At 69.8% G+C, this 21126-nt stretch carries 20 protein-coding genes; 6 read left to right on the top strand and 14 right to left on the bottom strand.

Going from position 1 to position 21126, the window contains the following annotated elements:
- Positions 1-43: 43 nt before the first annotated feature.
- Complete coding sequence (locus tag ACWDOP_RS06715; RefSeq protein WP_456344263.1) at positions 44-631, top strand: helix-turn-helix domain-containing protein; 588 nt, start codon at positions 44-46, stop codon at positions 629-631.
- A gap of 38 nt (positions 632-669) precedes the next feature.
- On the opposite strand, the gene ACWDOP_RS06720 is transcribed toward ACWDOP_RS06715, so the two are convergent.
- Positions 670-2181: an MFS transporter gene (locus tag ACWDOP_RS06720; RefSeq protein WP_456344264.1), complete on the bottom strand. Its 1512-nt coding sequence runs from the start codon at positions 2179-2181 to the stop codon at positions 670-672.
- Between the two features lie 701 nt (positions 2182-2882).
- Here ACWDOP_RS06720 and ACWDOP_RS06725 point away from each other — a divergent pair.
- Positions 2883-4559, top strand: a complete 1677-nt coding sequence (locus tag ACWDOP_RS06725; protein WP_456344265.1) for a cation:proton antiporter — start codon at positions 2883-2885, stop codon at positions 4557-4559.
- A gap of 54 nt (positions 4560-4613) precedes the next feature.
- Here ACWDOP_RS06725 and ACWDOP_RS06730 read toward each other — a convergent pair whose 3' ends face one another.
- Both ACWDOP_RS06730 and ACWDOP_RS06735 read right to left on the bottom strand, forming a co-directional pair.
- The gene (locus ACWDOP_RS06730; RefSeq protein ID WP_354988466.1) at positions 4614-5027 is read right to left on the bottom strand and encodes a hypothetical protein; all 414 of its coding nucleotides are present in this window, start codon (positions 5025-5027) and stop codon (positions 4614-4616) included.
- Entirely contained in the window at positions 5024-5305 is a 282-nt protein-coding gene (locus tag ACWDOP_RS06735) for a hypothetical protein (RefSeq protein ID WP_454208450.1), read from the bottom strand. Before ACWDOP_RS06735 ends, ACWDOP_RS06730 begins: the two co-directional genes overlap by 4 nt.
- Before the next feature lie 234 nt (positions 5306-5539).
- Here ACWDOP_RS06735 and mtnA point away from each other — a divergent pair, with 234 nt between their 5' ends.
- The 3 genes from mtnA to mtnC are packed head-to-tail and all read left to right on the top strand — an operon-like array spanning position 5540 to position 8634.
- The gene (gene mtnA / locus ACWDOP_RS06740; RefSeq protein ID WP_456344266.1) at positions 5540-7348 is read left to right on the top strand and encodes an S-methyl-5-thioribose-1-phosphate isomerase; all 1809 of its coding nucleotides are present in this window, start codon (positions 5540-5542) and stop codon (positions 7346-7348) included.
- Positions 7349-7366: 18 nt separating this feature from the next.
- Positions 7367-7939: a 1,2-dihydroxy-3-keto-5-methylthiopentene dioxygenase gene (locus ACWDOP_RS06745; RefSeq protein WP_454208448.1), complete on the top strand. Its 573-nt coding sequence runs from the start codon at positions 7367-7369 to the stop codon at positions 7937-7939.
- Complete coding sequence (mtnC, locus tag ACWDOP_RS06750; RefSeq protein ID WP_456344267.1) at positions 7936-8634, top strand: acireductone synthase; 699 nt, start codon at positions 7936-7938, stop codon at positions 8632-8634. Before ACWDOP_RS06745 ends, mtnC begins: the two co-directional genes overlap by 4 nt.
- Positions 8635-8746: 112 nt before the next feature.
- Here mtnC and ACWDOP_RS06755 read toward each other — a convergent pair whose 3' ends face one another.
- The 11 genes from ACWDOP_RS06755 to ACWDOP_RS06805 all read right to left on the bottom strand — a co-directional run bounded on the left by ACWDOP_RS06755 (position 8747) and on the right by ACWDOP_RS06805 (position 20509).
- Positions 8747-9352, bottom strand: a complete 606-nt coding sequence (locus ACWDOP_RS06755) for a GTP-binding protein (RefSeq protein WP_454208446.1) — start codon at positions 9350-9352, stop codon at positions 8747-8749.
- The gene (locus ACWDOP_RS06760; RefSeq protein ID WP_454208445.1) at positions 9333-9707 is read right to left on the bottom strand and encodes a DUF742 domain-containing protein; all 375 of its coding nucleotides are present in this window, start codon (positions 9705-9707) and stop codon (positions 9333-9335) included. Before ACWDOP_RS06760 ends, ACWDOP_RS06755 begins: the two co-directional genes overlap by 20 nt.
- Positions 9707-10132, bottom strand: coding sequence for a roadblock/LC7 domain-containing protein (locus tag ACWDOP_RS06765; RefSeq protein ID WP_354988472.1), 426 nt, complete (start codon positions 10130-10132; stop codon positions 9707-9709). The genes ACWDOP_RS06760 and ACWDOP_RS06765 overlap by 1 nt, the downstream gene beginning before the upstream one ends.
- A complete protein-coding gene (locus ACWDOP_RS06770; protein ID WP_456344268.1) occupies positions 10110-12578 on the bottom strand; it encodes a nitrate- and nitrite sensing domain-containing protein in 2469 nt (822 codons plus the stop codon). Before ACWDOP_RS06770 ends, ACWDOP_RS06765 begins: the two co-directional genes overlap by 23 nt.
- Positions 12579-12678: 100 nt before the next feature.
- Complete coding sequence (locus ACWDOP_RS06775; protein WP_456344269.1) at positions 12679-13272, bottom strand: GTP-binding protein; 594 nt, start codon at positions 13270-13272, stop codon at positions 12679-12681.
- A gap of 5 nt (positions 13273-13277) precedes the next feature.
- Positions 13278-13682, bottom strand: coding sequence for a roadblock/LC7 domain-containing protein (locus tag ACWDOP_RS06780; RefSeq protein ID WP_454208441.1), 405 nt, complete (start codon positions 13680-13682; stop codon positions 13278-13280).
- Positions 13660-15984 carry a sensor histidine kinase gene (locus tag ACWDOP_RS06785; RefSeq protein ID WP_456344270.1) on the bottom strand — a complete coding sequence of 775 codons (2325 nt, stop codon included), beginning with the start codon at positions 15982-15984 and terminating at the stop codon, positions 13660-13662. The genes ACWDOP_RS06780 and ACWDOP_RS06785 overlap by 23 nt, the downstream gene beginning before the upstream one ends.
- Positions 15985-16236: 252 nt before the next feature.
- Complete coding sequence (locus tag ACWDOP_RS06790) at positions 16237-17136, bottom strand: alpha/beta fold hydrolase (RefSeq protein ID WP_456344271.1); 900 nt, start codon at positions 17134-17136, stop codon at positions 16237-16239.
- 605 nt (positions 17137-17741) lie between these two features.
- Complete coding sequence (locus ACWDOP_RS06795) at positions 17742-18959, bottom strand: Rieske 2Fe-2S domain-containing protein (RefSeq protein ID WP_456344272.1); 1218 nt, start codon at positions 18957-18959, stop codon at positions 17742-17744.
- A gap of 138 nt (positions 18960-19097) precedes the next feature.
- Entirely contained in the window at positions 19098-19928 is an 831-nt protein-coding gene (locus tag ACWDOP_RS06800; protein WP_456344273.1) for an alpha/beta hydrolase, read from the bottom strand.
- The gene (locus tag ACWDOP_RS06805; protein WP_456344274.1) at positions 19925-20509 is read right to left on the bottom strand and encodes a TetR/AcrR family transcriptional regulator; all 585 of its coding nucleotides are present in this window, start codon (positions 20507-20509) and stop codon (positions 19925-19927) included. Before ACWDOP_RS06805 ends, ACWDOP_RS06800 begins: the two co-directional genes overlap by 4 nt.
- A gap of 179 nt (positions 20510-20688) precedes the next feature.
- Here ACWDOP_RS06805 and ACWDOP_RS06810 point away from each other — a divergent pair, with 179 nt between their 5' ends.
- Positions 20689-20943 carry a hypothetical protein gene (locus ACWDOP_RS06810; protein ID WP_456344275.1) on the top strand — a complete coding sequence of 85 codons (255 nt, stop codon included), beginning with the start codon at positions 20689-20691 and terminating at the stop codon, positions 20941-20943.
- Positions 20944-21126 lie beyond the last annotated feature (183 nt).

Genomic DNA, 21126 nt, shown 5'->3' on the forward strand with positions numbered 1-21126 from the left:
GCCGAACTGGCAAACAATTTTGCCAATGTGGCAAAATTGCGGGATGGATCAGGATCTGGATCGCGCGCTCGACGCGGTCGGCCCCCGGCTCCGGGAGCTGCGCCGCCAGCGCGAGACGACCCTCGCCGAGCTGTCGGCCGCCACCGGCATCTCGGTGAGCACGCTGTCCCGGCTCGAATCCGGTGCGCGCAGGCCGACTCTGGAGCAGTTGCTGCCGCTGGCCCGCGCACACGGGGTCACCCTCGACGAGTTGGTCGACGCCCCGCCCACCGGTGATCCGCGGGTGCACATGCGGCCGATCACCAACCACGGGATGACGATGCTGCCGCTGACCCGGCGTGCGGGCGGTATCCAAGCCTTCAAGATCATCATCCCCGGCGACGGCCGCCGTCGCGAACCCAACCCGCAGATCCACGAGGGGTACGAGTGGTTGTACATCCTCAACGGCCGCCTGCGCCTGGTGCTCGGTGATCAGGATTTGATCATGTCCCCGGGCGAGGCCGCCGAGTTCGACACCCGCGTCCCGCACTGGTTCGGCCCAGCGGGCGAGGAATCGGTGGAGTTCTTGAGCCTGTTCGGCAAACAGGGTGAACGCGCACACCTCCGGGCCCGCCCGAAGTCCGCGGACTGAGTCCCGGATTCGCTTCGGGCGGAACCGGATTCACCGGGTCAGCGCTCGGCGACGGGCAGTGCGGCGAGGACGGCGGCGACCAGGGCGATGACCGCGCCGAGGGCGAACAGGGTATGGAAGGCGGCCAGGGCGTCGCCGGGGTGGGCGGCGAAGACCGCGGCCAGCAGCGCGACACCGAGTGCGCCGCCGGATTGGCGGGCGGTCAGGTTCATGCCGACGCCCGCGGCGAAGCGCTCGGGCGGCAGGGATCGGGCCGCCGCGGTGCCGAGCACGGTGATCACCAGGCCGATACCGCCGCCGCCGAGGAGACCGGCGGGAAGCCACGCGCTCCACAGCGCGGGGGTGCCGTTCCAGGCATCGGTGCTCATGAAGAAGGTGGCGGCGGCGAACATGAGCGCGCCGAGCACGCCCGCCCAGCGCTGCCACGCCTCGGGGGCACGCCCGGCCGCCACGGCGGTGATCATCGACGCGATCGCGCCGATGGTCATGGCGCCGGCGGATTCCAGAACCGAGTAGTGCCAGACCGAGTCGAGCCAGAGCGGCCCGGCCAGCAGCCAGGCGAACATGGTGGCGCCGAAGACGAACGCGGTCGCGTTCACCAGGGCGTAGCGGTGGCTGCGCCACAGTCCCACGGCGATGGCCGGGCGCGGATGCCGCCGCGAACGCCACAGCGCGAGGCCGAGCAGTACCGCCCCGCCGATCCCGCAGGCCAAGGTGCGCCACGAATCCCAGCCCCACCCCTGACCCTCGGTCACCGCGGCCACCAGCGCCCCGATCCCGGCGGCGGTGGCGGCGGTCCCGATCAGGTCGGGCAGGCCGTCGCGTTCGCGCCGGTCCCCGGCGGCGAGGCCGAATCCGGCGGCGATCAGCACGGCCACGATCGGCACGTTGATGACGAATACCGAACGCCACCCGAACCATTCGACCAGCGCACCGCCGACCGCGGGACCCACGGTCGCGGCGAATCCGCCGGCGGCCGTCCACGCCGCCATGGCGACGCCGATCCGTTCGGGCGCGGTGACGCCCAATACCAGCGCGAGTCCCGCCGGGATGAGGAACGCGGCGGTCGCGCCCTGCAGGAAGCGCCCCGCGATGAGCCATTCGGCATTCGGTGCGAGTGCGCACAGCAGGGACGTGACGGCGAAACCGGCCAGCGCGTAGAGGAATACGCGCCCGCGCCCGAGCGCGTCGGCCAGCTGACCGGCGGGGGTCAGCAGCGCCGCGAACGCGACGGCGTAGCCGCTGACCACCCAGGTCAGCGTCGTGGGGGTGGTGGCGGGGAAGTCGCGCGCCATGGCCGGGAACGCGATGTTGACCACCGATAGATCCAGGAAGGCGACGAACGCCGCCCCGCACGCGACCAGCAGCGCGCGCCGGGACGCACGGCGTGCGGCCGAGTCCGGGTGTGCGGGTGCGGGATTCGGGGTGCCCGGCGACAGTCCGGGAGACGAAGGCTGAACGTGCTCCGAGCCGGGCGAGACCATGCCGGACTCGGGTGGAACGGATTCGGGTGGCGGTACGGCGGACGGCCGTGCGGAAACGTCGGTCATGGCGCGACTTTCGATGAAAGGAAGACTGGCTGAAACAACACGAACGATCGTGCGTATTGTTGACGCTACGGTCGACAGGCCGTTTCCGCAACAGGCGCCACCCGCACGGACCGGCGCCACCCGGGCATGCGCCAGCGACCGCCGTCGAGTCGGAATACGCCCCGAATTCAACTGGCCCGCAACGTGATCGACGACGCTCTCGATCGTTGGCGCACCGGCACACCAGCGCGCCGCGTTGCGCGACCCATCGATTTCCGCATGGATCCGCCCGCAGATCGAGCCTCGCCGTACCGGCACCGACGCGATGGCTCTACCTCACTGCAACGCCGTCGGCAGCCGCCCCGCACATCATCATCGACACCGGGCGCGGAGAATCTGCAGGTCAGAGGTGATCGCCGGACGCGAGAGTCGTCGCGCGTCGTTCCCTGCAGCCCGCGACGACTCGACCTGCGCCGCAGCACTATCGGCGCGTACTGCGGACGGTCGTGACCGGCTCGACCGGTCGGCAGTCGGCAGTCGGCAGTCGGCAGTCGGCAGTCGGCAGTCGGCAGTCGAGTATCCGGGCAGCGGCGTGGCAAAGGCCTTCGGCGCGCCGCGGCGGGGGATGAGCGGGGGCCGGTTTGTAGGGTGGAACCGCTGCCGTCGCACCGTTGCCGAAGATCTCTCGCCGAGCCCGTCGCACGAACACCCGGGAGCGCCACATGATCGAGTTTCTGTTCTTGGCCGTGCTGGCGGTGCTGGCCATCGCCGGGTCGGCGGTGCTGGGGCCGAAGCTGGGAGTGGCCGCGCCGCTCGTGCTCGTCGCGGTGGGGATCGCGGCGAGTTTCCTGCCGGTGTTCGCGGACACCCACGTCGACCCGGAGTGGATTCTGCAGGGGGTGCTGCCGCCGCTGCTGTACTCGTCGGCGGTGTCCATGCCGGCCATGAACTTCCGGCGGGACTTCGGGGCGATCGGCGGGTTGTCGGTGCTGCTGGTCGTGGCGAGTGCGCTGTTGCTCGGGGTGTTCTTCATGCTGGTGATCCCGGACCTGGGATTCGCCTGGGGCGTGGCGCTGGGCGCGATCATCAGCCCGACCGACGCGGTCGCCACCTCGATCATCAAGAAGACCCCGGTGTCCACCCGGGTCGTGACGATCCTGGACGGGGAGAGTCTGCTCAACGACGCGACCGCGCTGGTGCTGCTGCGCACCGCGATCGTCGCGACCGCCGCCGGGTTCGCGTTCTGGGGCGCGCTCGGCACGTTCGTCTATTCGGTGGTGGTCGCGGTCGTCGTCGGCGTCGCGGTCGGGCGTATCGATCTGGCGATCCGGCGGCGGGTGACCGATCCGACCGTCAACACGGTGCTGTCGTTCACCGTGCCGTTCGTGGCGTCGGTGCCCGCCGAACTGCTCGGCGGCTCGGGTCTGGTGGCCGCCGTGGTCGCGGGCCTGATCACCGGAATCAGTGCGCCCCGGGTGCTTTCACCCGAGACCAGGCTCTCGGACACCCAGAACTGGCGGGCGGTCGAACTGGTGCTCGAGGGCGCGGTGTTCCTGACCATGGGCGTGCAGATCAAGGAGATCGTCACCCACGTGCAGGACGACCACGCGGGTGTCGGGGCGACCCTGCTCATCGCGCTCGGCGCGCTGGCCCTCACCATCGTGATCCGGGCCGCGTATGTCGCGCCGCTGCTGGGCCTGCTGCAGCGCTGGTCCCATCGCAACGAGAAGCTGCAGCCGATCCTGCAGGACTGGCAGGAGCGCCTGGAGACCCCCGAGGGCAAGGACGCGGCGTTCGGCAAGATGCACGCCTTCCGCCGGCGGCGGGGCTCGCCGCACGATCTCGAGCGTTTCTCGCTGCGCGTCACCCGCGGGCTCGCCGACATCGACTACCTGCTGCGCGAACAGCTCGGCTGGCGCGAAGGCGTCGCCGTGGTGTGGGCGGGCATGCGCGGCGCGGTCACCGTGGCCGCGGCCCAGACGCTGCCCGAGGACACCCCGTACCGATCGACGCTGGTGCTGATCGCCTTCGCGGTGGCGATCATCTCGCTGCTGCTGCAGGGCGGCACCATCGGCCCGCTGCTGGACCGCCTCGGCACCCGGGCCGATGAGGCCGAGGCCGCCGAGCAGACCGCGGCGCAGACGGCCGAGATCATGAAGCTGCTGCGGACCAGTGCCGAATCCGTCCCGCCCGTACCGAAATTCGGCGATCGGCCGCCGAGCCGGGAGGCGTTCGACGCGGCCAAGAAGCAGCGGCTGGCGGTGCTGGCCGCCCAGCGCACGGCCCTGCTCGACGCCCGTGACAACGGCACGTTCGACGCGGACATCCTGTCCGAGGCGCTGGCGGATCTGGACGCGACGCACATCGCCACGCAGATGCACGGCGAGTTCGCGCGCTGAGCCCGAGCGAAGTCGCGTGGCCGCCATGGCGATCGGCGACGCCCGTGTCCCGGCTCAGGGCAGGGTGTCGGTCTGGATCCGCGGGTCGAGTTTGCGGAGCGTGTCCGGGCGATCGGTCAGGCAGGGCCAATCCCGGCTCACCGCTTCGATGGTCGCGTGTCCGGCCGGTATGAGCGCGTCGGCATCCGGCCGATCGGCCAGTGCCGCGCCGAGGTGATCACTCGCGCCCCGATCCAGGGGCTGGATGACCGTGTTCGGCAGATCCAGCAGCACGGTGAGGATGTCGAGCCGCCCCGGCGCGATGAGCGCCCGCGCGGCCGCCAGCGCCGTGGCCGGAATGATGATCGTGTGGCCCGCGTCGGCGGTGGCCCACACCACCGACTGCACGTAGGCGACGCGATGCGCCCACGCCGTCAGGGCGGCCGTGTCGAAGACGACGCCGCCCAGTGTCGATCCCGCGGAGGTCATGCCGCGCCGGCATGGTCGCCGGTGGCATCCTCCTCAGATAACGGGGGCAGGCCCTGCACGGCCCGCGCCTTGTTGATCAGATCCAGGGGTGGTCGCCCGCCGAAGACCTGCTCGATGCGGGCCAGCGACTGGGCCCGATCGACACGAACTTTCACCGATTCCGCGACGAAGGCCGACACCGATTCGATCCGGCCCTTACTGCGCCACTCGTCCAGCGTGGCGGCGACCTCTTCGGGCATCGTCACGGTGATCTTTCGGGTGCGACGCTCTCTCGCCATACCGAAAGAGTACTTGGGTATGTGCGCGGTCTGCGACATGGCAGCGTGTGAATCTCATCGACCAGGCCCGGAACCGTGTCCGCGTCGCCCTATTCGGATTCCGGTGATCCGAAACCTGCCGGTCACGCGGCGATCCAGGTTCGATACGGTTGGCGTGCGCCCATCATGGTTCCCGGCACGCGTCCGGTGAGCCGGGCGCGTCCGACGTTCCCCCAGCCCAGAGGACAGACATAGATGGATGAGAGTTCGATCGCGTGGGTCGACGGTGCCCTGGTCACCATCGACCAGCGGGCGCTGCCGCACGAACTGCGGGAGCTGCGGATCACGACGGTCGACGACCTCATCGACGCGATCACCTCGCTGGCGATTCGCGGGGCGCCCGCCATCGGGGTGTCGGGGGCGTTCGGTGTGGTGATCGCGGCGCGGGCCGCCACCGTCGACGGGGTCGCGGACATCGCGCGGATCGAGGCCGAGGCCGCGCGGATCGCCGCTGCCCGGCCGACCGCGGTCAACCTCGCCTGGGGTGTGAAGCGCGCGCTGGCCCAGCTGTCCGAGGGGACGCAGGCCGTGCTCGACGAGGCCCTCGAGATGCTGGCCGAGGACGGGCGGGTGAACCTCGCGGCGGCCACGCATGCCGCGGACCTGGTGCAGCGGCTGTGCGGTGACCGTCCGCTGCGCGTGCTCACGCACTGCAACACCGGCCGGCTGGCTACCACCGCGGTGGGCACCGCCATCGGCGCGCTGCGTGTCCTGCACGAGCGCGGCGCGCTCGCCGAGGTCATCGTGGACGAGACCAGACCGCTGCTGCAGGGCGCGCGCCTGACCGCGTGGGAAATGGCCGAAGCCGGTATCCCGCACCGGCTCACCATCGATTCGGCCGCGGCCTGGGCCATGGCCACCGAGGGCGTGGACGCGGTGCTGGTCGGCGCGGATCGCATCACCGCCGACGGTTCGGTCGCGAACAAGATCGGCACCTACATGCTGGCCATCGCGGCGCAGCGGCACGGGATCCCGTTCATCGTGGTCGCCCCCGAATCCACCCGCGATCTCGACACCGCGACGGGCGCCGAGATCGTGGTCGAGCAGCGCGCCGCCGCCGAGGTCACCGGATTCGGCGGCGTGACAACGGCTCCCGAGGGCACCGCCACCTTCAACCCCGCCTTCGACGTCACCCCGCCCGACCTGGTCACCGCCGTGGTCACCGAGAACGGCGTGCTGGGCGCCGAACGCGAGCCCGAGGGCGTCTTCACCGCCGCGCAGGTCGTCGCCGAACTGGCCGAGCAGCTGCGCGGCATCGGCGCGCCCGAGGAGAGCCTGAGCGCGAAACTCGAAGCCCGCTGGGTCGCGGACTACGACCACCCCGACAACAGCGATGACATCGGCGAGGTACTGGCCGTTCCGGCCGGCGAATCCGGCCCGTGGGCCAGCAGCCACGGCATCGCCGCCATCGCGCGCGGCCTGTACGCCAACGGCTGGATGCCGGGCACCGCGGGCAACATCTCCGTGCGCCAGGCCGAGCACGCGGTGGTCACCGCCAGCGGGCTGTCCAAAGGCGAACTGACCGAGGACGATACGGTCACCGTCGGCATCGCCGATTCGCGGCCGGTGCACGCGGGAGCGCGAAAGCCGTCGGCCGAGACCAGCATTCACACCGCGGTGTACCGCACCACCGAGGCGCTGGCCGTGGTGCACGTGCACCCGCCGCACGCGACCGCGCTGTCGGTGATCGCATCGGCCGCCATTCCGCAGCCGGTGCGCTTCGCCGGGTACGAGCTGATCAAGGGTTTGGGCGGCGACCGCCCGGACCTGATCGACATCCCGGTGTTCCCGAATCACGCGGACGTGCCCCTGATCGGCGCGGACATCGAGAAGTACCTGATCGAGCACCCGGACGCGCCGCCGGTGCTGTTCATCGCCGGGCACGGCATCACGGCCTGGGGCTCGAGCCTGGCGCAGGCGCGTGATCGCGCCGAGTGCCTGGAAGCCATGTGTGAATTGACCACGTTGACCGGACGCCGTGAGATCTCGGTGCGCGAGAATTAGTTCCGAGGAGGAACCGCAATGACACTGCTACAGATCATGTCCGACAAGGATGCCGCCGACGTCAAGCTCCGCACCGACGACGACGCGGTGATCGCGGCCGAACTCGGAAAGCGCGGCATCGTTTTCGAGCGCTGGCCGCTGCTCGAGATCACCGGCGCCACCCCGACCGCGGAGATCGAGGCCGAATACGCCGGGCGCATCGCCGAACTCAACGCCGACGGCCGCTACAAGTTCATCGACGTGGCCCGCATCCACCCCGACGCCGCCGATCCGGAGTGGCCCGCTAAGGCCGCGGGCGCGCGCGGCAAGTTCCTGGACGAACACCGGCACGCCGAGGACGAGGTGCGTTTCTTCGCCGCCGGGCAGGGGTGCTTCTACCTGCACCTGGGCGATGAGGTGCTGGCGACGGTCTGCACCGCGGGCGATCTGGTGTCGGTGCCCGCCGGCACGCTGCACTGGTTCGACATGGGCACCGAGCCCGAGTTCGTGGCCGTGCGCTTCTTCGAGGAAGAGGACGGCTGGATCGGCGACTTCACCGGTGACAAGATCTCCGGCGGCTTCCCGACCCTCGACGAATTGCTCACCGCGTGAGCGAGAGTCGATCCATCGAGGCCATCGTCGTCGATATCGAGGGCACCACGAGCCCGACCAGTTCGGTGCGCGAGGAGCTGTACGGCTACACCCGCACCCGGCTCCCGGGCTGGCTGGCCGAGAACGCCGGCGGCGCGGCCGATCCCGTGATCGCGGGCGCTCGCGCGCAGGCCGGGGAACCCGATGCCGACCCCGCGCGGGTGGCGGCCATTCTCATCGACTGGCTCAACACCGATGTGAAGGCCGAGTCGCTCAAGACCGCGCAGGGCATCATCTGCGCCGAGGGCTTCCGTTCGGGCGCGCTGTTCGGGGAGTTCTTCCCCGATGTGCCCCCGGCCCTGCGGGAGTGGCGGGCCGCCGGTTTCACGCTCTACGTGTACTCGTCGGGTTCGGTGCGCAATCAGCGAGATTGGTTCGAGTTCGCGCGCGGCGGCGACCTGTCCCCGCTCATCAGCGGTCATTTCGATCTGAGCACCGCCGGGCCCAAGCGCGAGGCGGCCTCGTACGAGAAGATCGCGGGCGCGATCGGTGTTCCGGCGCAGCGCATTCTGTTCCTGTCCGATCATCCCGACGAGCTCGACGCCGCCGTGGCGGCGGGCTGGTCCGCGATCGGTGTGGCCCGGCCGGGGGAGCCCAACCCGCCGCGTCCCCCGCACCGCTGGATCAGCGACTTCGCCGAGGTGAAACCGAACTGAGCCGGCGTCGGGTGCGCCTCCGGCGGCCCGAGTCGGCCCGCAACGCGAATCGCGCCCGCCCCCGAAGCCGGGGCGGGCGCGACGCGTTCGTGCGGTGACCGGTGAGATCCGGTCAGGGGGTGATCAATTGGCCGCCCGGCGCCGCGGCGGCCTTGTTGATCAGGTACTCGACCAGGGTCATGAGCACGTTCTTGCAGGAGGCGCGATCGCGGGCGTCGCACAGCAGCACCGGAATCCGCTCGTCGAGGTCGAGGGCGTCGCGGACCTCGACGGGGGTGTAGAGCGGGGCCCCCTCGAAGCAGTTCACCGCGACGGTGAAGGACACGCCGCGCCGTTCGAAGAAGTCGATCGCCGCGAAGGAGCCCTCGAGCCGCCGGGTGTCGGCCAGCACCACCGCGCCCAGGGCGCCGCGGGCGAGTTCGTCCCACAGGAACCAGAAGCGGTCCTGTCCGGGGGTGCCGAACAGGTACAGCACCAGACTCGGGTCGATCGTGATGCGACCGAAGTCCAGGGCCACCGTGGTGGTGGTCTTGCCCTCCACGCCGCGCAGATCGTCCACGCCCGCGGAGAGTTCGGTGATCAGTTCTTCGGTACGCAGCGGCGCGATCTCGCTGATCGCGCCGACCATGGTCGTCTTGCCGACGCCGAAGCCACCCGCGATGAGGATCTTCACCGAGGCGGCCAGGGGCCGGGAATTGTCAAAGCTTTCGGATGCCATCGAGAACAGCTCGCAGAATGTTGAGGTCGCCGGGAGCCGCCTCCGCGGAGACCGGCGCGCGGAATTTGAGGATGCCGTCGGTGATGAGGTCGCCGACGAGGATCTTGGTCACAGCCAGTGGCAATCTGATGGCGGCCGATACCTCGGCCACCGAGAGCGGAAGCCGGCACAACCGAACGATGTCGTTGTACTCCGGCTCGACTCGGCGCAGCGGCGGTGCGGTATTGGGTACCACGACCACCGTCAGCATGTCGAGATCGTGCCCCGCGCCCATGGTTCGACCGCCGGTCCTGGCGTAGGGGCGTACCAACGGACCTGCAGCTTCGTCGAACCAGTGATCCCCCGGCCTGGCCATCATGACAGCCTGGGGTTGACCTGTCCGGCCAGGTGGTGGCGCGGTGTGGTGGACAGGTAGTTGCCGACGCGCTGGACGGTCAGGTTCATCTCGTAGGCGACCATGCCCAGGTTCGCCTGTTCGGTGGCCTGCAGGGCGAGGCAGGCGTGGCTGCCCGCCGCGGTCACGAACAGCACGGCGCGATCGAGTTCGATGACGGCCTGGCGCACGCCGCCGCCGTCGAATCGGCTGCCCGCGCTGCGGGCGAGGCCGTACAGGGTCGAGGACATGGCGCCGAAGTGTTCGGCGTCCTCACGGCTCATGGCGGAGGAGCGCCCGAGCAGCAGGCCGTCGGTGGAGTGCACCACCGCGTGCCGCACGCCTGCGAGCCGATCCACCAGATCATCGAGTAGCCAGTTGAGATCACCAGCGTTTGAGGTGGTCACCGTCGCCTTCCTGTCGGTCCTGGAATGGATTGAACGTCGGCTCGACCACACCGGGATCGGCCCGGCGGCCCTGCCTGGTTCCGTTTTCGATGGCGGAGAAAAGGTCTCGGGCCTGCTCGGCCGTGCGGGTGGGCTGAGATTCCGTCTCGGTGGACGGGGTCTCCTGCGCCAATTCCGGTGCGAGACTTGCCTGCCGGCGCCTACGCGGTAGCGCGGGCCGGACGTCCGAGCCAGTGTACTGGGAGCGATCACGTTCGCGAGGCCGGTAGGCCGAATCCGAATCCGGCTGCGGCCGCGCCGCATTGGGTTCGGCGAACGGTTCGAAGGGCCGGGGCGGGGTCTCGAACGAGAGCTGCTGCTCGGGAACCCGCTGTTCGGGGGCGAATTCCGGGGCCGGGCCGGGCTCGAGTTCGCGGGGCGCCTCGACCAGGCGCGCGCTCTCCACGCGAACCGGCTCCAGCTGCTGGGAGGTGTCGAATTGCCTGGGCACCACCGGGATCTCGCCGGTGCGGGCCGAGACGGTGAGCGAGGAGGGCACCAGCACGATGGCGCGCACGCCGCCGTAGTCGGATTCGGTCAGTCGCACCGAGATGCCGTTGCGGACCGCGAGCTGGGCGACCACGAACATGCCCAGGCGCGAATCCTCGGACAGCGTGTTGACGCCGAAATCCGGTGGGTTGCGCAGCATGTCGTTGACGCGGGTCATCTCGGCCTCGGGCATGCCCATGCCCTGGTCGACGATCTCGATGGCGATGCCCTTGCCGACCACGTTGCCGCGAACCTCGACCTGGGACTGCGGCGGCGAGAAGTGCGCGGCGTTGTCGACGAGTTCGGCGAGCAGGTGGACGATGTCGGCGACGGCGCCGCCGGCGACTGCGACATCGGGCAGGCGGGCGATCTTGACGCGGGTGTAGTCCAGCGCCTCGCCCACGCCACTGCGCACCACCTCGACCAGCGCGACGGGGTTGCGCCACTGCCGGCCGGGCTGACCGCCCGCGAGAATGATGAGGTTCTCGGCGTTGCGGCGTTCGCGGGTGGCGAGGTGATCGAGGCGGAAGTAGATCTCGAGCAGGCCGGGATCCTCCTGCTTGGATTCGGCCTCGTCAAGGATCTCGAGCTGGCGGTGCACCACCACCTGGCTGCGGTGGGCGATGTTGAGGAAGACCGCCTTCACGCCCTCGCGAGTGCGGGCCTCGGTGATGGCGGCGGCGACGGCGGCGCTGTGCGCGTGGCTGAACGCCTTGGCCACCTGGCCGATTTCGTCGTGGCCGAAGTCCAGTTCGGTGGTCTCGGCCGAGACCTCGACGGCCTTGCCCTCACGCAGCTGCCGCATGATCTCGGGCAGGCCCTCGTCGGCGAGCGCGAAGGTCTCGTTGCGGAGCCGCTTGAGCCGTCCGATGATTCGGTTGGCCAGCAGCAGCGCGACCAGGAAGGCCGAGAGCGAGACCGCGAGCATGGCGCCGCCGGCGAGGGCGGAGTTGCGCGCGCTGCGGTCGGCGGCGTCGGCGGCCATGCCCAGGGCCTGCTTGCTCTCGGCGTCCCACAGCTCGATCAGCGTCTTGTTGACCTGGGTGACGGCGGTGCGCCACTCCTCGGGCGTGAACGTCAGCGGCGCCATGGAATTGGTGCTGCCGGGCCGCGCGGGCGCGGAGGTCAGCGGATCGAGCGCGCGCGCCAGCAGCACGTTCTCCATCATGATCAGCCGCTGCCACTCGGGGCTGCCGACCACGGCCTGAATCGCGGCGTTGCCCTGGCTGCCGTCGTCGCCCGCGAGCAGGCCGACATTGACGCGATAGGCGCCGACCACGCGGGAGAACTCGATCGCCAGCTCGGGCGCCAGCGTGCCCTCGTTGAGCAGCACCTCGGCCAGCGAGGCCGAGCGCGAGAGCATTTCGGAGACGGAGACGATTTCCAGCGTCTCGCCGGTCTCGGTGGCGACCTCGGGGGTGGGCGCGGAGTTCTGTACCGCCTTGGTGCCGACGGAGATCAGGTCGAGCAGGTGGCCGTAGAACTGGTAGGCGTCGGCGAGCGGGAGGGCGTTGCCGTCGATCTGAGTGCGGATCGCGGCCAGGGTGCGGGTCAGCGTGCGGAAGCCGCCGACGTCACCCTTGACGGCGTCGGGTCCGAGCTCCTCCATGTCCTTGGTGGTGGCGCCCATGCCGATGAGCGCGTCGTCCAGGCGCATGCGGGCGGCGGTGAGATCGAGCGGATTCGTTTCGTTTCCGGCCAATTGGGCCAGGGTGAGCTGGCGTTCCAACTGCACCGAGGTGACGAGTTCCTTGGTGAGGGGAGTGGCCGCGGTGAGTGCGTCCGCCCATTCTCGCGCGTTCTTTCCCTCTACCACCAAATATCCCGCGCCACCCACACCGATTCCGAGCAGCGCGAGGCTGGGAACCAGTGCGATGGCGAGAACACGGGTCCGGACCCCGAGCCTCGCTCTGAACATCGGCACAACGTAACGGACGGGTGTGATCCACTGCGCACCGGTCCCGTTGAACGGGAACATGATTGACTGTCTATGTTATGTGTGATTCAGCATAACTGGCTCAGCGGGCAACCTGCGTGATGAGATATTCGGTGAGCGTGGTGAGCACCTGCTTGCACGAATCCCGATCGCGCGCATCGCACATGACGATGGGTACACCAGGGTCCAGATCCAGCGCGTCGCGCACCTCGTCGATCCCGTAGCGCGGGGCGTCGTCGAAGCAGTTCACCCCGATCGCGAACCCCACCCCGCGCCGCTCGAAGAAATCGATGGCGGCGAAGGAGTTTTCGAGGCGGCGGGTGTCGGCCAGGATCACCGCGCCGAGGGCGCCGCGCGCGAGTTCGTCCCACAGGAACCAGAAGCGGTCCTGCCCGGGTGTGCCGAACAGGTACAGCACCAGCCCCGCGTCGATGGTGATGCGCCCGAAGTCCAGCGCGACGGTGGTGGTGGATTTGGCCTCCACACCGGTCAGATCGTCCACGCCCGCGGAGCGTTCGGTGATGATCTCCTCGGTGCGCAGCGGCGGAATCTCGCTGATGGCGGCGACCATGGTGGTCTTGCCCACCCCGAAACCGCCCGCGACGAGGATCTTCACCGATTGCGCGAGCGGCTGCGCGGTCGGTTCACCGGCCCGCACGGACCCCATGTCGACCATGGGCCTCAGCCGTTTTCGCCACGGCGCGCGGTGGTCGAGAGGAAGGCCCCGACCCGCTGCACGGTCAGGTTCATCTCGTAGGCGACCATGCCGAGATTGGCCTGGGCCCCGGTCTGCAGGGCCAGGCAGGCGTTGCTGCCCGCGGCGGTCACGAACAGCACGGCGTGTTCGAGTTCGATGACAGCCTGGCGGACGTCGCCGCCGTCGAAACGATGCCCGGCGCTGCGCGAGAGTCCGTACAGGGTGCAGGACATCGCCGCGAAGTGCTCGGCGTCCTCCCTGGTCATCAGCGCCGAACGACCCAGCAGCAGACCGTCGGTCGAGTGGACCACGGCGTGGCGCACCCCGGCGAGCTTGTCGACGAGATCGTCGAGCAGCCAGCCGAGGTCACCGGCGGGGGAAGTAGTCACCGTCGCCTTCCTGAACATGTCGAAGTGGTGGGAGTTGACCGGGGTCGGCGCGCCGACCCTGCCGGGTGCCGTTCTCGATGGCGGAGAACAGGTCCCGGGCTTGTTCGGGGGTGCGTTCGGGCGCGGGGTCGGCGAGGGCGGACCACGGATCGAACGCCGGTGCGGGGTCGTGCGCCAGCTCGGGGGCGAGGTGCTCCTGGCGGCGGCGCCTGGGTAGCTCGGGGCGGCCGCCGGAGGGGTCCGGCGGCGGGGTCGTGGCGATCGCGGGCAGGGTGGTCAGGGTGGGGTGCTCCGAGGCGTCCGGATTCCACTCGGCCACGGCGTTTTCGGTCCGGCGCGGCACCGGTAGCTGCCCGGAGCTGTAGTCGGGGCCGGGGGTCGGCCCGGCGATCAGGGAGTCCGGCACGAGCACGATCGCGCGCACGCCGCCGTAGTCCGATTCCGAGAGCCGCACCGAGATACCGTGCCTGGCCGCGAGTTGCGAGACCACGAACAACCCGAGCCGGGCGTCCTCGGACGGCAGGGTGAGCCCGAAATCGGCGGTGCGGGCCGGGCTGGCCAGCCGCGCGTTCACCTGCGCCAGCTCCGGATCGGCGATGCCCATGCCCTGGTCGGCGATCTCGAGGGTCACCCCGCGCCCGACGGTGGTGCCGGTGATCCGGACCTGGGACTGCGGCGGGGAGAACGAGGTCGCGTTGTCGATCAGTTCGGCGAGCAGGTGAATGAGGTCGCCCACCGCGACACCGCTCAGGAAGACCTCCGGCAGGCGGCCGGTGCGCACCCGCTTGTACTCGACGGTCTCGCCCGCCGCGCTGCGCACGATCTCCATGAGCGGTACCGGGTTTCGCCACTGCCGCCCGGGCTGCCCGCCCGCGAGGATGACCAGGTTCTCGGCGTTGCGGCGTTCGCGGGTGGCGAGGTGATCGAGCCGGAAGAAGATGTCCAGCAGGGTGGGGTCCTGCTGCTCGGATTCGGCCTCGTCCAGGATCTCGAGCTGGCGGTGCACCACCACCTGGCTGCGATGCGCGATGTTGAGGAACACGGCCTTCACGCCTTCGCGGGTGCGTGATTCGGTGATCGCGGCGGTGACGGCGGCGGCGTGGGCGTGCTGGAAGGCATCCGCGACCTGACCGATCTCGTCGCCGCCGAAGTTCAGCGCCGGGGTCTGTGCCTCGATGTCGAGCGTCTCCCCGGCGGCGAGCCTGCGCATGGTGTCGGCGAGGTGATCGTCGGCCAGCGACAGGGTCTGGTCGCGAAGTCGCCGCAGCCGCCCGATGATTCGATTGGCCAGCGCGAGCGCGACCAGGATGGCGGCGAGGGCGACGGTGAGTATGCCCGCACCGGCCCACAGGGAGTTGCGGGTGGTGGCCGCGGCGGCGTCGCCGGCCAGGCGCTGGGCCTCGGTGTTCTGCGACTGCCACAGTTCGGCCAGGGCGAGGGTGACCCGTTCGGCGTCGGCCTGCCAGGCGTCCGCGCTCAGCGGGAGGGCGGCCCGCGGGGCGACAGCGGTGCGGGGCAGGGCGCGTTGCGCGAGGGCGGTTTCCATCGTTCCGAGCAACCGCCAGGCGTCGCTGTCCAGCAGCGCGCCCGCGGCGGCGGCCTGGTCGGCGTCCGAGTCGGCGCGCAGGCCCTCGACACGGGTGCGGTAGTAGCCGACGAGCCGGACGTATTCGGCGCCCAGATCCGGGGTCAGGCCGGCGCCGGCGTCGATGAGGGCCGCGCCGAGGGCGGTGGCCCGGCTCATGGCCTCCAAACTCCGCAGTACCTCGCGGGATTCGGCGAGTTCGAGCGCGGTGGCCGGATCGGGCGCCGAGTCCTGGGCGACGCGCACCCCGGCCTGCACGAGGTCGGGCATGCGGTTGTAGAAGGCGTAGGCCTCCTCGGCGGGGATGATGCCGGCGTCGACGCCCGCGCGCAGGGTGACGAGTCCGGGGGCCAGCGCGGTGAAGGCGTCCACGCTCGCGCCCATGGCGTCGGGGCCGAGTTCGGCCAGCTTCGACTGCGCGGGCGCCAGTTGGCGCAGGGCGCTGTCCAGCCGCAGGCGAGCGGTGGTCAGGGCGCGCACGTCGGTGGCGGCGCCCGCGATGTGCCAGAGCGTGATTCGGCGTTCTTCCTGCAGCGCTTCGATGAGTTCGCGGGTGGGCGCGATGCCCTCGCGCATTTCGCGCGCCCACTCGCGGGCGTCGGTGGAGCGATCCACCAGCGCACCCGCGGCGCCCAGCCCGATAACCACCAGCGCCAGACTCGGAACCAGGGCGATCGCCAAAATCCGGGTGCGGACACCGAGCCGCCAGCTGCGCATTGCCCGAATGTAGCCATCGAATACCCGTACCGCCCGGACGAGTCCTTTTGGGCGGGACGGGATTTGACTGTCGGACCGAACGTCCGGTATATCCCCGCGCGGGGGCCGAGTGCGGAGCTGTGCTCGAATCCGTTGCGACAGAATCTTTTTCAACCACGGTCTACCCAAAGCTGGGCCACCACCTGTGATGCACGTTTATTTTCCGTTGCCCAGACAATAGCCGGGCGGCGCGGCGCGGGGGAGCGGTTTGCCTCACTCCATCGGAACGAAGTCCGCATGCCGGACGAGTTCGGCGATGTGATCGGCGAATACGGGCCACAATTCGCGGGGCAGATTGTGCGCCATCCCGTCGAAGATCACCAATTTCGCGCCCGGAATCGCGTCGGCAATGGCCCGGCCACCGCTCACATCGAAGATTCGATCGTCCGCGCCGTGCAGCACGAGGGTCGGAATGTCGAGTTCGGCCAGCCGGGCGGTGCGGTCGCCGGAAGCCAGCACGGCAACCATCTGCCGCATCATGCCCTCGAAGTCGACACCGCGATCGAAGGTCCGGCCCGCCCGCTCGGCCACAGCCGCGGCGTCGAAGACGAAACCGGGCGAGGCCGACGCGCGGGCGGCGCGCACCTGCCATTCGATGTAGCCCTCGCGATCGGCCGGCTGCGGCCCGCCGGGGCCGAACGCGCCCGGACTCGTCCGCCCGACCTCGGGATTGCCGGTGGTGGACATGATGGCGGTCAGCGAGCGCACCCGCTCGCGCGCCTCGATCGCCATCGTCTGGGCGATCATGCCGCCCATGGACGCGCCGACCACGTGCGCGCTGCCGAGGCCGAGCGCGTCCAGGAGACCGGCCGCGTCGGCGGCCATCTCGGACAGGCTGTAGACCGCGCCGGACAGGTCACCGGCCATGGCCGCCCGGATGTCGGTGGGCGGCGCGTCGTGGAAGTGAGTGGAGCGTCCGGCATCGCGATTGTCGAATCGAATGACATGCAGTCCGCGCGAGACCAATTCGCCGCAGAAGCCCTCGGGCCAATTGATCATCTGCGCCCCGCCGCCCATGATCAGCAGCACCGGCGGATCGCCCGGGTCGCCGAATCGCTCGAAGGCCATATCGATCGCGGAAGGCCCCACACTCACGGCTAGTTCTTCGGCCACGATTACCCCATCTCCTAGGTTCGACCTGCGAGTATGGACCGTTGCCCGGGGCTTGCGGCAAGCCCCGGCGTGCGATATATGTTCCAGTGGGGGAAATACCGAATCGGCGCGGTCGTGCCACGGCGAAAGCCGGCGCGCGGACCCCTCGCTCGCGCGCCGGCTTCACCGTCACCTGTTCTCTCGTGCCCGGACGGTCATCGGGGCGCGGGCGTCCCGTCGCCGGGAACGCCCCCTGCCGCGCCCGTGACCGCCGTGAAACCCGATGTCGCACCGGCCGACCGCGCCGCGCACCCGCGGATCCCGGGGGTCGTGGCCGGTCACCACGACGGGCGGGATCCGCGGCACCCGAGACGGCGTCGACGTGTCCGGCCCGGCTACCCTCATCATGTAGGCCGGAGCGGACAGGTCGCGGTCGGCGACGCCGAACGGGGTGGAGCGCGGTCGAGCGGTACGAGTCATCGGAACAATCCCTTCCGAACGCCGAATTCGACGGTTGTCATTCGGGGGTACTGCTGGGGGATTGTTCGTCGGCGGCGGCCGGAGAGTTACACATCACTTTTCAAGCCGGTACAAATGCGACAAATTGGATGTGTTTCCGGCTCGAATCAGTGCCCGGCGGTTGCCGATTCGACATCGGGGGCGGACGCCGCGTCGGTCTCGGACTCCACCGCGGCCGCGCGGCGGGCCAGGTTGTCCTGCACCTCGACCTCCCACGCCTGGTTCGCCTTGCTGGTGTCGACCTCGAACTCCAAGCGCTGCACGGCCTTCGGATCTATGTCGGCCACGTCGACATAGAACTGCTCGTACCAGCGGCGCAGGTGATAGACCGGACCGTCGTCCTCGCACAGCAGCGGATTGTCGATCTTGGACTTGTGCTTCCAGATCTCCACGTCCTGCAGGAATCCGGCGCTGATGCTCTCCTCCATGGTCGCGACCAGCATCTCGGCCGCGTCGTCGGGCAACCCCTGGGGCTTGTGCAGGGACATGCCCCACTGCAGCACGAACGAATCGTTGGAGACCGGGTAGTGGCAGTTGATCAGCACGCTCTCGATCTCGAAGCCGCCGAGCATGTTCTTCAGGGGGTTGATCATGTACGAGGGACCGAAGTAGGACGCCTCCGAGATCAGCAGCGAGTCACCGTAGTCGGCCGCGGAGCCGATGTCGGTGCGCGGCTTGGTCTTCAGCAGCTGGGTGGCGACGTGACCCTCGAACACGTTCTTGAACGAGACCGGGAACGCGTAGTGGATGTAGAAGAAGTGCGCCATGTCGACGATGTTGTCGACGATCTCCCGGCAGTGCGCGCCCTCGATGAGCAGCGAGTTCCAGGTCCACGGCGTCCATTCGGCGTTGAACGAGCCGTCCTGCGCGTAGGGGCCCTCGATCACCGGGATGGTGACCTCGGGCGCCGGCTGATTGCCCTCGTGGTCGTGCCAGACGAACAGCTGGCCGTTGCGCTCGAGCGTGGTCCAGGTCCGCGTGCGCGCCAGCGGCGGCACCCGCCGCGCGTACGGGATGTCCGCGCACTTGCCCGAGCCGTTCCAGCGCCAGTCGTGGAACGGGCAGGCGATGTTGTCACCCTTGATCGTGCCCTTGGACAGGTCCGCGCCCATGTGACGGCAGTACGCGTCCAGCACCCGCAGCTCACCCGCGCTGTCGGCCCACACCACCAGCTTGGTCCCGAACGCCTGCACCGAATGCGGTTCCCCGTCCCGGAACGACGCCGACAGGCCCAGGCAGTGCCATCCGCGCGCGAACCGGTCCGGCGCCGCACCCACGTCGATCTCGCGAACTCTGTGCGGCTGCCTCGGAGGAGTCGTGGCCATGGTAGAAATTCCCTCCCTGCTACTTCACACACTGAACCGATCAAGCTTTGACGGTGTCCCTCACCGGCGCAAATCGCGAAAACACTTGGGAGACAAACCTCTCAGTTATCCGGGGGCGGCCATCACTCGAGCACCGGTTCAGGCGCGCACGGAGCCGCCGAGGGCGGTGACGAGCCGATCGGCGAATTCGGTTGCTTCGGTGCGCATCCCGTTGTGCGCGCCCGGGAATTCGGCGACCCCGAGACCGAGCCGGGCCGCGATCTCGACGGCGGGACGGCAGGGGAGCGCGGGCGCGGTCTCGCGGCCCACCGCCAGGGTCAGGCGGTCACGGTGCGCGGTCAGCGCCGCGTAATCGGGGGTGTAGGAGGTGAATTCGCGGAGTTCGTGCTCGATCATGAGTGGACCGTTCGCCGCCAGCCGGGTCCACATCTCGGCCGCGCGGGGCGGCAGTTCGGCGGCGACGGGGGCGGGCTTCATCGCGTTGCCGATCCCGGCGAGGAAGCGGACCGAGGCGGCGGCGGGACCGTCGGTGCGGAACAGCGCGTGGACCTCCTCGATCATTTCGTGGTGCACGGCGGCGTCGGGCAGTACGGCGAAGCACGGCGGCTCGTGCGCGACGAGGTGGCGGACGCGATCGGGATGGCGGGCGAGCAGGTCCAGTCCGACGATCGCGCCGGCGCTGCCGCCCACCACGTACGCGGGCCCGTCGGTCAGGTGGGTGATGAGTCGATGTGCGTCCGCGCTCTGCACCTCGACCCGCTGGGTGACCTGGGGGCCGTCGAGCACGCTGCGGGAGTAGCCGCGGGGATCGAGGGAGACGACGGTGAAATGCCGTTCGAGCACCTCGGCGAGGGGGTCGACGGTTCCGGCGTCACCGCCACCGCCCGGCAGGAACAGCAGCAGCGGTCCCGCGCCGCGCGTTTCGTAGTAGAGGGTCGCGCCGGGAACGCGCAGGGTGCCGGATTTCATTGTGGGATCTCCTGTTCGGGCCACTGCGACAGCAGGTGATGCAGGGCGTCGAGAATGCGCGGCCACGTGGTGTCGGTCTCGCGCGAATGGTTGAAGCCGCCGCCGAGCTCGAGGGTGGCGTAGCCGTGAAAAGTGCTGCGCAGCAGGCGGCCCGCGTCGATGAGGGCATCGCCGTCCAGGTCGTAACCGCGCAGCATCGCGGCGGTCAGCTCGACACTGCGCAGGTAGCCGGGGGCGTCGGCGACGTCGGCGAGTTCGAGTCGGCTCTGGGTGGCGGCGTAGCGACCGGGATGCTCGAGGGCGTACCCCCGATAGGCGTCGGCGAACCCGACGAGCGCGTCCCGGCCCGCCCGCCCTGCGACCGCGGCGCCGATGCGGTCGGTCATCTCCGCCGCGGCCAGCAGCGCGACGCGGGTGCGCAGATCGCGCAGGTTCCGCACGTGCGCGTAGAGGCTCGGGTCCTTGACCCCGAATCGCTTGGCCACCGCGGCCAGCGTCACGTTGTCGAATCCGATCTCGTCGGCGAGCTCGGCGGCCGCGGCGGTGATGCGGTCGGCGGTGAGCCCGGCGCGTGGCGACATGAGCACCTCTTCCTAGGACAATTAGGACAATTAGGACAATTCCTAATATACATAGGTTTGGCGCGATTAGCCATCGGGGTCCCGTTCCATTCCGGACCCGCTGCCGCGAAAAGTATGGGCGTTGCAGCTCCGCGCGAGTTGCCTACCGTTGGCCCTTTGCACAGGAAGGCACGTACTCGATGAAACACCGGATCGCGCTCGCGTCCACCGCCCTCGCCGTCCCGCTCCTGTTCGGCGCGGCCGCCAATGTCCAAGCGGCGCCCGCCGTTCCGGCGGACGCGATCGCCGCCTCGGGCTCGGCACTGCTGGACACCGACCTGGCCGCCGAACTCGGCACCGGCTCGGGACGCCTGGCTCGCGCGCTCTCCGACGCCGGGTCGGGCCGCGCGCCGACCTCCGCGGACATCGCCGGGTCGGGCTCACCGCGCGGATAACCCTTCGCGCCCCCCGTTCGGACGCCCGATCCGCGTGGCCCGGCGGCACCGCCGCTCGAGGTCGCGTCCGGGCACAGCCCGCTCACATCGACATTTCCGGACGGAAAGCCGATACGAGCGGCCCGGATCGTGGACTGGGGAGTCGGACGAATCACATGCGGGTAGATTTGCGTGTATCTGATA

It is taken from the genome of Nocardia sp. NPDC003693 (genome assembly GCF_053981095.1).